Origin of the sequence: Kitasatospora sp. NBC_01250 (genome assembly GCF_036226465.1) — a bacterium.
GTDB lineage: Bacteria > Actinomycetota > Actinomycetes > Streptomycetales > Streptomycetaceae > Kitasatospora.
Genome location: NZ_CP108476.1, coordinates 4,790,413 through 4,802,778, shown reverse-complemented (window position 1 = coordinate 4,802,778; position 12,366 = coordinate 4,790,413). Strand labels below are relative to the sequence as shown.

Genomic DNA, 12,366 nt, shown 5'->3' with positions numbered 1-12,366 from the left:
GTCCGGCGGCGGCGCCCGCGTGACGGTCCGCTACTGGCCGCTCTGCAGCGCCGGCGGCAGCCCCTGGCTGCGCGGCCGGTCGTCCACCATCTTGCCAAAGACGATGAGCCGTCCCTGGGCACTGAACTCCGGCGTACAGGTGGTCATGGTGATGTAGCGACCCGGTTGGGTGAACGGCGAACCCTTGGGGATTGACTGCAGCACCGACACGTTGCTCGGCGGGGTCATCGGGATCCCGCCCTCGACCTCGTAGGTGTAGTAGTCGGTCTGGGTCTCCACGACGATCTTGTCGCCGGGGGAGAGCTGGGCGAGCTTGCGGAACGGCTGGCCGTGCGTGGTGCGGTGGCCGGCGACGGCGAAGTTGCCGTTGGCGTCCGAGGGCATCGCGGTGCCGGTGTAGTGGCCGACCAGGCCGTGGTCCAGCACCGTCGTGGTGTCGGTGCCCTCCGCGATCGGGTCGACCAGACCGATCTTGGGAACGTGGATGATCGCGAAGCCCTTGCCGGGCGCGAAGGTGGGCGCGGGCGTGTTGGACGCGCCGGGCGACGGCGCGGGAGCGGGCGCGGCGGGCGCGGCCCACTGCTGTTCCAGCTTGCTGCGCGCGGCGTTCGAGTCGGCGTCGGCCTGCACGTTGGTCCACCACAGCTGGTAGGCGACGAAGAGCAGCATCACCAGGCCGAGCGTGATGAACAGCTCGCCCACCGCACGGGCCAGCAGCACCCGCTTGCGCTCCTTGGGGCGCACCACCGGACCGCGCCGGCCGCTGGCCCGGCGGCGCCCGGTGCCGGACCGGACCGACATCGCGCCCTGGGCGCGGCGCCGCTCGGCCCGCCCGGTACCGGCGGGCTCGGCCTCGGCCGAACCCGCGGGGGCGGCCGATATCGTGCGCAGCTGCAGCGTCTGGTCGGCCAGCCAGGGGTAGGCGGGCTGCTCGGCCGTGGGCCGGCCGGGCGGCTGGGCCGGGTCGTAGACGCCCCAGCCGTCGGGCTCCGGCGTGCCGCCGTACGGGCCGGCGCCGGTGCCGGGCGTGCCGTACCCCTGGTACGCGTCCTGGCGCCCCTCCGGGCGCACCGCCGTCACGGCCTCAGCCCCGACCGATCACCGGGGCGAGCCCGGCCGAACGATCGATCGCCGCCGGGTCTCCGCACTCGGCCAGCCAGTTGGCGAGCATCCGGTGCCCTCCCTCGGTGAGCACCGACTCGGGGTGGAACTGCACGCCCTCGACGGGCAGTTCCCGGTGCCGCAGGCCCATGATGACACCGCTGTCGGTGCGGGCGGTGACCACCAGCTCGGCGGGCACGGTGGCGGGCTCGACGGCCAGCGAGTGGTAGCGGGTGGCGGTCATCGGCGCGGGCAGGCCGGCGAAGACCCCACCGTCCTCGTGGCTGACCAGCGAGGTCTTGCCGTGCAGCAGCTCGGGCGCCCGCCCGACCACCGCGCCGTAGGCCACCGCGATCGACTGCAGGCCCAGGCAGACCCCGAAGAGCGGCAGCCCGATCGCAGCGCAGTGCCGCACCATCTCGATGCAGACCCCGGCCTCCTCGGGCGCGCCGGGGCCGGGGGAGAGCAGCACACCGTCGTAGCCCAGCTCGCCCTCGCGGCGCCGCGCCCGATCGACCGTCAGCTCGTCGTTGCGGACGACCTCGCAGGTCGCACCCAGCTGGTAGAGGTACTGGACCAGGTTGAAGACGAAGCTGTCGTAGTTGTCCACCACGAGGATCCGCGGTGCGGTGTCGGGCGAGGCCATGCGTGCTGTCTCCGGGTGAGTGCGGGCGGGCGGGGGTCGGTGGCGCACGGTGCGACGGATCAGCCGCCGTTGTTCACCGTGACGTCGTTGAAGGGGAGCAGCGGTTCCGCCCACGGGAAGACGTACTGGAAGAGCACATAGATCACACCGAGGATCAACAGCAGCGAGATGACGGCCCGCACCAGGAAGTTCCCCGGCAGGTGGCGCCAGATCCAGCCGTACATGGTGCTCCCTAGGTGATGGATGGTGGGCACCAGAGTAGACCTCGAAGCTGTGCGGATTGGTTGCCGTCGCCGATCTTCCCGCCGCTGCCCCGGCCGCGCGGGGCCGACCGGGGCGGGGCGGCTACTGCCCCGTGGCGGCGTGCAGGTCGGTGCTGCCCGTGTAGCCCGGCAGGTTCAGCTCGCCGTTCTCCTGCACCTTCCAGCCCAGCCCGTAGGCCGTGACGTACTGCAGGTAGTTGCGCACCGAGGGGTCGGCGTCCACGGCCGCGTGCAGGTCGGCGGTCCGGCCGACGGCCCGGATCACGTACGGCGGCGAGTAGACCCGGCCCTGGAGCAGCAGCGTGTTGCCGACGCAGCGCACCGCGCTGGTGGAGATCAGCCGCTGGTCCATCACCTGGACGCCCTGGGCGCCGCCCCGCCACAGCGCGTTGACCACGGCCTGGATGTCCTGCTGATGGATCACCAGGTCGTTGACACCGGGCTCGGGCACCCCGGGGATCCGGGCGGTGGCGTCCGGGGGTGCGTCGTTCAGGGTGACGGTCAGGCCGGGGCCCTGCAGCGGGGTGAGGCCCGCCTGCTGCTGGAGGGTGGCCAGCAGGTCGGCGTCGGCGGGGCTGCGGCCCTGCTGCCCGGCGAGCTGGTCGGCGCGCTGTTGCAGCTCGGAGAGGTCGGACTGGGTCTGCTGGTTCTGGTTGCTGCGCTGCTGTATGACGTCGCTGAGCCGCAGCAGCGAGTCGTCGGTCCGCAGGTCGATCCCGTGGGCCGCGTGCGCACTGACGTAGAAGAGCATTCCGGCCAGGGCGAAGATGCCGCAGGTCAGGACAGGACCGACAATTCGGGGCGAGTCGCGTCGAACGGAAGCCGGTGGCGGGGGAGGATCCCCGGAAATCGAGGAATTAGGCACCGTACCCTTATCTCCTTCCGACCCGGCGAGCCACTACGCTAACGGACGCCGGTGGCATGTGCGGATCCCGAGCCGTACGGACCCGGTCCACAGCCGCCCGCCCAGCCCCGCTGCACCCTGCGCGGTCTCACAGCGCATCGACAGGAGAGCTCCTCGTGCCGAAGTCTCGACTCCGCAAGAAGTCCGACTACACCCCGCCGACGACGGCCACTGCCGTCAAGCTCAGTACCGGGCGCAGCTGGGTGGCCCCCGTGATGCTCGGGCTGTTCCTGATCGGGCTGGTCTGGATCGTCACCTACTACGTGACCAGCAGCAGCTACCCGGTGCACGCCTGGGGCAACTGGAACATCCTGGTCGGCTTCGGCTTCATCGCGGCGGGCTTCGGCGTCTCCACGCAGTGGAAGTAACCGCCCACTGAAACACCCCCGACGCCGCCCCGCCGTGCTGCCGCACCGGTGGGGCGGCTCCTCGTGCTGCACAGACGCAGTCCTACGAGCCGCTTATCCACACGGTTATCCACAGTGGGGAAAAGTCGACCCAACCTGTGGATAACTCGCACGGACCAGGCTGGCGGGAGGATGGCCCAAACCCCGTCCGCGCCTGGTGACTTCGCTGACGGACACGCGTAGACCGACCTTTGCGGCGCCATTCGGCAGCGTTCGATACACAGCCTGTGCGCGGTTCACCGCGTGCTGTGGACAACGTCATGCGGCTCACAGGGGCGCGCAACACGGCGGTGCGCGCCCCCTTGGTCACTGACGGCGCTCAGCCGGTGAGCCGCGCCGACTCCACCAGCACCATCGCGAGCACCACGCCCAGCATCGCGACCACCGTGCCGGCCTGCACCAGGTTCCGGCGCGCCCGCGGCGCGTACATCATCCCGATCCCGGTCAGCACGCCCGCGACCAGCCCGCCGATGTGCGCCCGCCAGTCGATCTGCGGCACCGAGAAGGTGATCACCAGGTTGAAGACGATCAGCGCGATCACCGGCCCCAGCGGCTGGCGGGCCACCCGGTAGAGCACGGCGGTGGCGCCGAACACCCCGAAGATCGCGCCGGAGGCGCCCAGCGAGGCCACCCGCTCCCCCGCGACCAGGTAGACCAGCGCACTGCCGGCCAGCCCCGAGACCAGGTACAGCGCCAGGTAGCGCACCCGGCCCAGCACCCGCTCCAGGGTGGGCCCCATCCACCACAGCGCCAGCATGTTGGAGCCGATGTGCAGCGGCGTGGTGTGCAGGAAGGTCGCGGTGAGCAGCCGGTACCACTGGTCGGGCCCGGCGGCCACACCGGCGCTCGCGCCGTTCGGCCAGACCTGGCTGTAGAGGTCCCACTGGTCGGCCAGCGGCTTGTCCAGGTAGCCGGCGAGCAGGAAGACCACCAGGTTGATCCCGATCAGGATCTTGGTGACCAGCGCGCCGTCGCCGGTGAGCCGGCCGCCGAACCGGGTGGTCGCCGCCCGGGGGGGCTGGGCCGCGGTCGCGCCGCGCACGCACTCCGGGCAGTGGAAGCCGACCGCGGCGTCGATCATGCACTGCGGGCAGATCGGCCGGCCGCAGCGCGAGCAGCTGACCCCGGTCTCCTGGTCGGCGTGCCGATAGCAGCGCGGCAGCACGTGCGCCGCGGCCGCGGCGGCCTCGTCCTGGGCCATCTCCGGATCTTCCTCCCTCATGACAGTTCCCGGCGCCGCTCCGCCACACGGAGGGCCACCGGGAACGTCCAGGCTACTGCCGCACCGGCGGCGCCGACAGGACTCCGCTGCGGTGATCCCCCAGGCCGCGATCCCGTCGCAGACGGCCCAGCCCGCCATGCGGTCGGACAAATCGGGATGCATGATCTCGAATCAGCTGGATAAGCGCATAGACGATGCCACCCAGGAGGAGGATCCCCGTGACCCGCTTGGACACCGCACGTGAGACGGCAGGCAGGACCATGGACACGCTGGCGCCCTACGCCGCCACGGCCAGGGACACCGCCACGCACTACGCGGACGAGGCCCGGCAGCGGCTCGGTCCTGCCCTCGAAGCGCTCGGTCCGCGGGTCGAGGCGGCCGCCTGCCAGGCCAGGACCGGCACCCGGCACGCCGCCCATTCGGCCGCGCACTCCGCCCGGTCCGGGTACAGCAGGCATCTCGCCCCGCACGTCGGGCAGGCGTTCACCGCGCTGCCGCCGCGCGCCCAGGAGAACACCCTGCGGGCGGTGCACCGGGCGCAGGAGGCCGCGCTGGCGGCCAAGCACTCGGCCGACCGGGCCGGTGACTACGCCCGCACCACCACCCTGCCCCGGCTGAGCGGCGCACTGGACGACGCGAAGGCCGCCGCCGGCCCGGCACTGCACGAGGCGCAGAGCCGCGGTGCGGCGGCGCTGATCGCGCTGCAGGGGAACGTGAGCCCCGAGGAGGTCAGCAAGCTGGCCGCGAAGAACGCCCGTAGGGCCCGGTGCAACGCGCTGGCGACCTCGCTGGCGGTGGCGGGCGCGGTCGCGGTCGGCGGCGGCGTGCTGATCTGGGCCTGGTGGCACAAGCGCAGCGAGCCGGAGTGGCTGGTCGAGCCGCCCGAGGTGCAGGGCCCGCCGACCTCCGCGCACCCGGGCACCGCCCCGCTCAACGGCTCCGGCCCCACCGAGGAGAGCGACCAGCCGCTGCCGGGCGAGGACGCGCAGCAGGGCGACGGCCACCCCAAGCCGCACGACCCGCGCAAGCCGCACTGACCACGCGCGACCCCGAAGACGCCCGAGGGCCGACCTGCTGCCAGGTCGGCCCTCGGGCGTCGTGCTGTGGAGCTTAGGAGACTCGAACTCCTGACATCTGCCTTGCAAAGGCAGCGCTCTACCAACTGAGCTAAAGCCCCGTGACGGTGCACCGGTCGCCGTCGGAGAACAGCGTACCGGGTCCGTCGGAAAATCTTGAGCAGGTATCCGGCATCAGCCGGACAGGCGGGAACCAGGGAGGTCCACCGGGACCTCCCGTCGACCGCTCAGGGTCAGCGGCCGGCCGGGATCGGGTCGGTGGCCTCGGTCCACAGGTCCTGCTCGGCACGGTCGGCCTGGACCTGACGGTAGACAAAGAAGCCGCCGAGGGCGACCAGGGCGACCAGGAGGAGCTTCTTCACCGCGGGACCTCGTCCTTCTCAGCATGGCAGGCTCAGCAGCCGACCGTCCGAACGGGGCGTCCGGGCTGCGAGTCCTCGAATGTGCACGTATGAATCGGCGGTTGGCGGGCCAAACCGCTCTGCGGCCGATGATACACACCCGTGTCCTGTTCGAGACCGGGCAGCGGCGGCTCAACCGGCGGACGCTGACGAAGGTTTGACGGCACGGTGTCCGCCGGCCCGGCGGGCGGCGGCTCAGTCGAGGGGCCCCGGGCGCCCGAAGGCCACCGTGGCGTCGTCGTGCCGCTTGCCGCGCAGCCCGGGCGGCTCGGCCAGCTCGGCCGCCCGCACCGCCCGTACGGCCCCCTCAGGGCCCTGCTCGTCCAGCACGTCGAGCAACCGGCGCCAGCTCCAGCCGTAGCGCTCGACCAGCCGCGAGACGCCGTCGGTGAGGACCGCGAAGCGGCGCACCTCGCCGAGCGGGTGGCAGCCGGTCAGCGCCTGGTCGGCGGCCTCGGGGCGGGTGCTGGCCACCCAGAAGCCACCAGGGGCGTTGCGCAGCCGGGCGACGGTGGCCAGGTCGTAGGCGGGCAGGCGCTCGACCCGGTCGTCGAGCACCACTTCCAGCCGACCGTCCGTCAGCTCCACCAGGACCGGGGAGTCGGCGAGCACCAGGTGTTCCAGCCGCTCGCCGCGCCGGCGCAGCAGCGCCACGGTGGCCGAGGGGCTGTCAGGGTGGCCGAGATCACAGCTGTCCGCGTGCAGTTCGCGCAGCCGCTCGATCGCCACCCGCAGCACCTCGGTGAGCGGCCACTGCGGCTCCTCCACCAGCAACTGCCCCAGCCGGACGCCCAGCCGCCGGGTGACCCAGGCCACGTCGTGCCGGCAGCCGGTCTCGGGCGCGCTCACGGTGGCACCGTCCAGCACCACCACGAAATCCTCACCGGCCAGCACGAAGTCCTCATTGGCCCGCCCGCCCGGCGCCGCCACCGACAGGTACCCGACCCGCATCAGCCCGCTCCTCGCTCTCGAACAGCGCCGAAAACAGAAGCGCCCCGGATGGTGAACCATCCGGGGCGCTCTCGCAGGTGGGCCTAACAGGACTTGAACCTGTGGCCTCTTCCTTATCAGGGAAGCGCTCTAACCGTCTGAGCTATAGGCCCTTGCCGCACTGAAAGATTAGCGGACCGACGGCCGATCCCCCAAATCCGCGCCCTCGGCCCCGCCCGGCCCGGCAATCGCAACGTGCAGCTCAGAGGTGCCGGACCCGGCGGCGGACTCGGGGCGGGCCAGCCACTGCTCACGGGTGGCGGGCAGCCGGCTGTCGCCGCTCGTGGTGGTGCGCACGGCCAGCACCTGGTTGATCCCGATCCGGTTCTCCTCGAAGGCCAGCGCCGAGGCGGCCATGTAGAGCCGCCAGACCCGCGCCCGGCCCCGGCCCACCAACCGCACCGCCGTCGGCCAGGCGGCCTCCAGGTTGGCCACCCACTCGCGCAGCGTCAGCGCGTAGTGCTCACGCAGGGCTTCGACGTCGCGGACCTCGAAGCCCGCCTCCTCCAGCAGCTGCACGGTGCTGCCCACCGGCGCCAGCTCGCCGTCCGGGAAGACGTAGCGGGAGATGAACGGGCTGCTGCGGTAGACCTCGCCGGGGCGGGTGGGGCGGCGGGCGATCTGGTGGTTGAGCAGCCGCCCGCCGGGCACCAGCAGGTCGTACAGCCCGCCGGCGTAGACCCGGTACTGCTCGCTGCCGACGTGCTCGGCCATGCCGACGCTGGAGATCGCGTCGTAGGGGCCGTCGGTGATCTCGCGGTAGTCCTGCAGCCGGATCTCCACCCGGTCGGACAGCCCGGCGGCGGCCACCCGCTCGCGGGCCAGCGCCACCTGCTCGGCGGAGATGCTCACCCCGACGGCGGTGACGCCGTAGTGCTCGGCCGCGTGCAGCACCAGCGAGCCCCAGCCGCAGCCGACGTCCAGCAGGCGCATCCCGGGGCGCAGGCCCAGCTTGCGGCAGATCAGGTCGAGCTTGGCCGCCTGGGCGTCCTCCAGGCTCTTGCCCTCGGGCGTCCAGTAGGCGCAGGAGTAGACCATCGAGCTGCCGAGCACCAGGCGGTAGAACTCGTTGCCGACGTCGTAGTGGTGGCTGATCGCCGCCCGGTCGCGGCGCCGGCTGTGCAGCCGGCCCTCGGGGCGGGCCTCCTCGGGGGGCAGCGCGGGCTGCGGGCCGAGCGCACCGACCTTGGCCAGCACCGCCGCCACCCGGCGCCCCGCGGAGCCGGTCAGGTCGCCCAGGCCCAGGTGCAGCTCGCGCACCTCGGGCCGCTCGGCGAAGTGCGCCACCTCGGCCAGCACGGTGTAGAGGTCCTCGCCGGGGCCGACGTCCAGGTCGCCGGAGACGTAGGCACGCGCCAGCCCGAGCTCACCCGGGGACCAGAGCAGCCGACGCAGCGCCCGGCGGTTGCGCAGCAGCAGGGCGGGCCCCTGCGGCGCTCCCGCGACGCTGCCGTCCCAGGCCTGCAGCCGGAACGGCAGCCGGGTGCCGAGCAAGTCCTCCAGCGCACCGACGAGCTGCTGGGCGATCTGTGGCATCAGTGAACCTCCGCGCAACCGAGTGGACAGCGCTCGCGCGGAGGCTGTCCCGTGGGCATAACCGGTAGCCGTGCAGGGGGACGCTCCAGCCAACCCAGGCGGCGTCACCCGGCCCCGGCGGCGCGCCGGGGCCGGGGGCGGCTGTCACCCGAATGACGAAGCGGACCCCCTCGATCCAACAACCGAAGGGGCCCGCGCATGCCGTGTTTCGCGAATTTGGTTCGTACTGTGCGACGTTTTCTGACGATCGGTCAGCCTATGGGCGACCGATCGTCAGTCCTCCTCCGCCAGGGTCAGCTCGACGCCGCCGGTGAAGCCCGCCGCCGCGTTGTAGATGAACGCCGCCAGGGTGCAGAGCGCGGTCAGCAGGATCACGTCCACGACGGCGATCAGCGAGGTGTAGGTGAGCACCTTGCCGAAGCCGACGTAGTCCATGATGTTGATGCCGCTGCTGCTGCCGCCGGTGCCGGAGCCCGTGGCGTCCTTGAGCATGTTGCCCACCGAGCTGAAGACGCCCAGCGAGTCCAGCACGCCCCACAGCACGGCCGCCGCGACGATCATGATGATGCCGAGCGCCAGCGACAGCAGGAAGCTGACCTTCATGACCGACCAGGGGTCGGCCTTGGTGATCCGCAGCCGCGCCTTACGGGTGCGCGCCGCCATGCCGCCCGGTGCGGGCGCCGGCGCCGGGGCGCCGGGGGCCGGCGCGGGACGGCGCGGTGCGGCGCCGCCCTGCGGGGCACCGGCAGGCCCGGTCCCGGTGCGGGTGCCGCGCGGCGGCGTCGGCTGGCCCTTGGTGTACGTCGTCGGCTGCGAGTAACCGCTGCCGCCCGGCGCCGGCGTACCCGGCGGCTGGGTCGGCGCCGGCGTGTAGCCGCCGCCCGAGCCCACCGCGGACATCAGCGAGGTGGACGCAGCCGGGTGCTCGGTCGGCGGCTGCGGTACACCTCCGTACGGCGCACCGCCCGGCGCGGCACCTCCCGCACCACCCGTGGTCCCACTCACTCTGGTGTCCTCCCAGTTTCCCGCCGGGGGCGCGCTGTACGCCCCGGTCGACACTCCACTGTGCGGCATCAAGCTGAGAAGCCCGAAACCGGGGCAGGCCGGCCCTCCCAGCCCGTGAGCGGGAGTGCCGGCTGCCCGATGTACGTCAGTCCAGGTCAGCGGCGTCGGCGTCGGTCGCTGCGGGCTCGGCCACGGCCTGCGCCGTGCCCTCGACCACATCCTCCGCGAGCGCCTGCGCGCCGTCCTCGACCGAATCCTCGGCCCCGTCCTCGTCCTCCGCCTCCGCGTTGCGGGCCACGCCCACCACCGCGTCGCGCTTTCCGAGGTTGATCAGTTGGACGCCCATGGTGTCACGTCCGGTTTCACGAACTCCGGAAACCCTGGTGCGGATCACCCCGCCCGAGAGGGTGATGGCCATGATCTCGTCGGTCTCCTCGACCACCAGCGCGCCCACCAGCGAGCCGCGGCCCTCGACGATCTTCGCCGCCTTGGTACCGAAACCGCCGCGGCCCTGGACCCGGTACTCGTCCACCGAGGTCCGCTTGGCGTAGCCGCCGTCGGTCGCGGTGAAGACGAAGGTACCCGGCCGCACCACGTTCATCGACAGCAGCTCGTCGTCCTCGCGGAAGGCCATGCCCTTCACGCCCGAGGTGGCCCGGCTCATCGGGCGCAGCGCCTCGTCGGTGGCGGTGAAGCGGATCGACTGGGCCTTCCTGGAGACCAGCAGCAGGTCGTCCTCGGCGGAGACCAGCTCGGCGCCGATCAGCTCGTCGTCCCGGCCGTCCTCGTCGGTGCGCAGGTTGATCGCGATCAGACCGCCCGAACGCGGCGAGTCGTAGTCCTTCAGGTGCGACTTCTTGACCAGACCCTCACGGGTGGCCAGCACCAGGTAGGGCTTGTCCTCGTAGGTGCGCACCGCCATCACCTGGGTGATGTGCTCCTCCGGCTGGAAGGCCAGCAGGTTGGCCACGTGCTGGCCGCGGGCGTCGCGCCCGGCGTCCGGCAGCTCGTAGCCCTTGGCCCGGTAGACCCGGCCCTTGTTGGTGAAGAACAGGATCCAGTTGTGCGTGGTGGTCACGAAGAAGTGGTCGACGATGTCGTCCTGCTTCAGCTGCGCGCCGCGCACGCCCTTGCCGCCGCGCTTCTGCGAGCGGTAGAGGTCGGAGCGGGTGCGCTTGACGTAGCCGCCACGGGTGATCGTGACGACGATGTCCTCCTCCGCGATCAGGTCCTCGACGGACATGTCGCCGTCGAAGGGGATCAGCGTGGAGCGCCGCTCGTCGCCGTACTTGTCGACGATCGCGGTCAGCTCCTCGGAGATGATCTCGCGCTGGCGCGCCGGCGAGGCCAGGATCGCGTTGTACTCGTCGATCTTGCGCTGCAGCTCGTCGTGCTCGTCGGTGATCCGCTGGCGCTCCAGGGCGGCCAGGCGGCGCAGCTGCATCTCCAGGATCGCGTTGGCCTGCAGCTCGTCGATGGCGAGCAGGTTCATCAGGCCGCTGCGGGCCGCGTCGGCCGAGTCCGAGGCCCGGATCAGCGCGATGACCTCGTCGATCATGTCCAGCGCCTTGAGCAGCGCGCGCAGGATGTGGGCGCGCTCCTCGGCCTTGCGCAGCCGGAACCGGGTGCGGCGCACGATCACGTCGACCTGGTGGCTGACCCAGTGCCGGATGAAGGCGTCCAGCGAGAGCGTGCGCGGCACGCCGTCCACCAGGGCCAGCATGTTGGCGCCGAAGTTGGTCTGCAGGTCGGTGTGCTTGTAGAGGTTGTTCAGCACCACCTTGGCCACCGCGTCGCGCTTGAGCACGACCACCAGGCGCTGGCCGGTGCGCGAGGAGGACTCGTCGCGCACGTCGGCGATGCCGGCCACCCGGCCGTCCTTGACCAGGTCGGCGATCTTCAGCGCCAGGTTGTCCGGGTTGACCTGGTACGGCAGCTCGGTGATCACCAGGCACTGGCGGCCCTGGATCTCCTCGACCTCGACCACCGCGCGCATGGTGATCGAGCCGCGCCCGGTCCGGTAGGCGTCCTCGATGCCGCGGCGGCCCACGATCAGCGCACCGGTCGGGAAGTCCGGCGCCTTGATCCGCTCGATCAGGGCGTCCAGCAGCTCCTCGTTGGAGGCGTCCGGGTGCTCCAGCGCCCAGAGCGCGCCGGAGGCCACCTCGCGCAGGTTGTGCGGCGGGATGTTGGTGGCCATGCCGACAGCGATGCCGGTGGCACCGTTGACCAGCAGGTTGGGGATGCGCGAGGGCAGGACGGTCGGCTCCTGCGAGCGGCCGTCGTAGTTGGCGGCGAAGTCGACGGTCTCCTCGTCGATGTCGCGCATCATCTCCATGGCCAGCGGCATCAGCTTGCACTCGGTGTAGCGCATCGCCGCGGCCGGGTCGTTGCCCGGCGAGCCGAAGTTGCCGTTGCCGTCCACCAGCGGCATCCGCAGCGACCAGGGCTGGGCCAGGCGCACCACGGTGTCGTAGATCGAGGTGTCGCCGTGCGGGTGGTAGTTGCCCATCACGTCGCCGACCACGCGGGCGCACTTGTAGTAGCCCTTCTCGGGCCGGTAGCCGCCGTCGTACATCGCGTACAGCACGCGCCGGTGCACCGGCTTGAGGCCGTCGCGGACCTCGGGCAGCGCGCGGCTGACGATCACGCTCATCGCGTAGTCGAGGTAGGAGCGCTGCATCTCGGTCTCGAGCTCGATCGGCTCGACCCGGGAGACGAAGGTGGCGGTGTCGGCGTCCGGCTGCTCGCCGTCGGGACGGTTGTCGTCGACCACTGGTGGTCAGTTTCCTTTCACGCGTGACTGGACAGTGCG

Annotated in this window: 12 protein-coding genes and 2 tRNA genes; 2 read left to right on the top strand and 12 right to left on the bottom strand. The window is 71.8% G+C overall.

Annotation, left to right across the window (positions count from 1 at the left end; all coding sequences use genetic code 11):
- Positions 1 to 30: 30 nt before the first annotated feature.
- From OG500_RS19995 to OG500_RS19980, 4 genes are all read right to left on the bottom strand, one after another.
- Positions 31 to 1,080, bottom strand: a complete 1,050-nt coding sequence (locus tag OG500_RS19995) for a class E sortase (protein ID WP_327068014.1) — start codon at positions 1,078 to 1,080, stop codon at positions 31 to 33.
- 4 nt (positions 1,081 to 1,084) lie between these two features.
- Positions 1,085 to 1,747, bottom strand: a complete 663-nt coding sequence (locus OG500_RS19990) for an aminodeoxychorismate/anthranilate synthase component II (protein WP_327068013.1) — start codon at positions 1,745 to 1,747, stop codon at positions 1,085 to 1,087.
- 59 nt (positions 1,748 to 1,806) lie between these two features.
- On the bottom strand, positions 1,807 to 1,971 hold the full coding sequence (locus OG500_RS19985; RefSeq protein ID WP_329582140.1) for a hypothetical protein: 165 nt from the start codon (positions 1,969 to 1,971) through the stop codon (positions 1,807 to 1,809).
- Positions 1,972 to 2,092: 121 nt separating this feature from the next.
- Positions 2,093 to 2,761: a DUF881 domain-containing protein gene (locus tag OG500_RS19980; RefSeq protein ID WP_327068012.1), complete on the bottom strand. Its 669-nt coding sequence runs from the start codon at positions 2,759 to 2,761 to the stop codon at positions 2,093 to 2,095.
- 269 nt (positions 2,762 to 3,030) lie between these two features.
- On the opposite strand from OG500_RS19980, the gene crgA reads away from it, so the two are divergent.
- Positions 3,031 to 3,282 (top strand): cell division protein CrgA, encoded by a 252-nt coding sequence (gene crgA / locus OG500_RS19975; RefSeq protein ID WP_327068011.1) that lies wholly within the window; start codon positions 3,031 to 3,033, stop codon positions 3,280 to 3,282.
- 358 nt (positions 3,283 to 3,640) lie between these two features.
- Here the strand turns inward: crgA and OG500_RS19970 are convergent, their stop codons facing one another.
- Entirely contained in the window at positions 3,641 to 4,543 is a 903-nt protein-coding gene (locus tag OG500_RS19970) for a rhomboid family intramembrane serine protease (RefSeq protein ID WP_327068010.1), read from the bottom strand.
- A 218-nt stretch (positions 4,544 to 4,761) separates the two neighbouring features.
- On the opposite strand from OG500_RS19970, the gene OG500_RS19965 reads away from it, so the two are divergent.
- The gene (locus tag OG500_RS19965) at positions 4,762 to 5,580 is read left to right on the top strand and encodes a DUF5324 family protein (RefSeq protein ID WP_327068009.1); all 819 of its coding nucleotides are present in this window, start codon (positions 4,762 to 4,764) and stop codon (positions 5,578 to 5,580) included.
- 67 nt (positions 5,581 to 5,647) lie between these two features.
- On the opposite strand, the gene OG500_RS19960 is transcribed toward OG500_RS19965, so the two are convergent.
- The 7 genes from OG500_RS19960 to gyrA all read right to left on the bottom strand — a co-directional run bounded on the left by OG500_RS19960 (position 5,648) and on the right by gyrA (position 12,327).
- Positions 5,648 to 5,720: transfer RNA gene (locus OG500_RS19960), tRNA-Ala, on the bottom strand.
- A 132-nt stretch (positions 5,721 to 5,852) separates the two neighbouring features.
- On the bottom strand, positions 5,853 to 5,981 hold the full coding sequence (locus tag OG500_RS19955; RefSeq protein ID WP_211786189.1) for a DLW-39 family protein: 129 nt from the start codon (positions 5,979 to 5,981) through the stop codon (positions 5,853 to 5,855).
- A gap of 234 nt (positions 5,982 to 6,215) precedes the next feature.
- On the bottom strand, positions 6,216 to 6,971 hold the full coding sequence (locus tag OG500_RS19950) for a protein phosphatase 2C domain-containing protein (RefSeq protein WP_329582135.1): 756 nt from the start codon (positions 6,969 to 6,971) through the stop codon (positions 6,216 to 6,218).
- Positions 6,972 to 7,049: 78 nt separating this feature from the next.
- Positions 7,050 to 7,123, bottom strand: a tRNA-Ile gene (locus OG500_RS19945).
- Between the two features lie 16 nt (positions 7,124 to 7,139).
- Positions 7,140 to 8,546 (bottom strand): cyclopropane-fatty-acyl-phospholipid synthase family protein, encoded by a 1,407-nt coding sequence (locus OG500_RS19940; protein WP_329582132.1) that lies wholly within the window; start codon positions 8,544 to 8,546, stop codon positions 7,140 to 7,142.
- Between the two features lie 273 nt (positions 8,547 to 8,819).
- On the bottom strand, positions 8,820 to 9,551 hold the full coding sequence (locus OG500_RS19935; protein WP_327068006.1) for a DUF3566 domain-containing protein: 732 nt from the start codon (positions 9,549 to 9,551) through the stop codon (positions 8,820 to 8,822).
- 145 nt (positions 9,552 to 9,696) lie between these two features.
- Positions 9,697 to 12,327: a DNA gyrase subunit A gene (gene gyrA / locus OG500_RS19930; protein WP_329582129.1), complete on the bottom strand. Its 2,631-nt coding sequence runs from the start codon at positions 12,325 to 12,327 to the stop codon at positions 9,697 to 9,699.
- Between the last annotated feature and the right edge of the window lie 39 nt (positions 12,328 to 12,366).

Bases quoted from the DNA above. Each gene is read 5' to 3' on its own strand.
- OG500_RS19990 (WP_327068013.1), bottom strand. From the start codon at position 1,747: ATGGCCTCGCCCGACACCGCACCGCGGATCCTCGTGGTGGACAACTAC.
- OG500_RS19985 (WP_329582140.1), bottom strand. From the start codon at position 1,971: ATGTACGGCTGGATCTGGCGCCACCTGCCGGGGAACTTCCTGGTGCGG.
- OG500_RS19980 (WP_327068012.1), bottom strand. From the start codon at position 2,761: ATGCTCTTCTACGTCAGTGCGCACGCGGCCCACGGGATCGACCTGCGG.
- OG500_RS19970 (WP_327068010.1), bottom strand. From the start codon at position 4,543: ATGAGGGAGGAAGATCCGGAGATGGCCCAGGACGAGGCCGCCGCGGCC.
- OG500_RS19950 (WP_329582135.1), bottom strand. From the start codon at position 6,971: ATGCGGGTCGGGTACCTGTCGGTGGCGGCGCCGGGCGGGCGGGCCAAT.
- OG500_RS19940 (WP_329582132.1), bottom strand. From the start codon at position 8,546: ATGCCACAGATCGCCCAGCAGCTCGTCGGTGCGCTGGAGGACTTGCTC.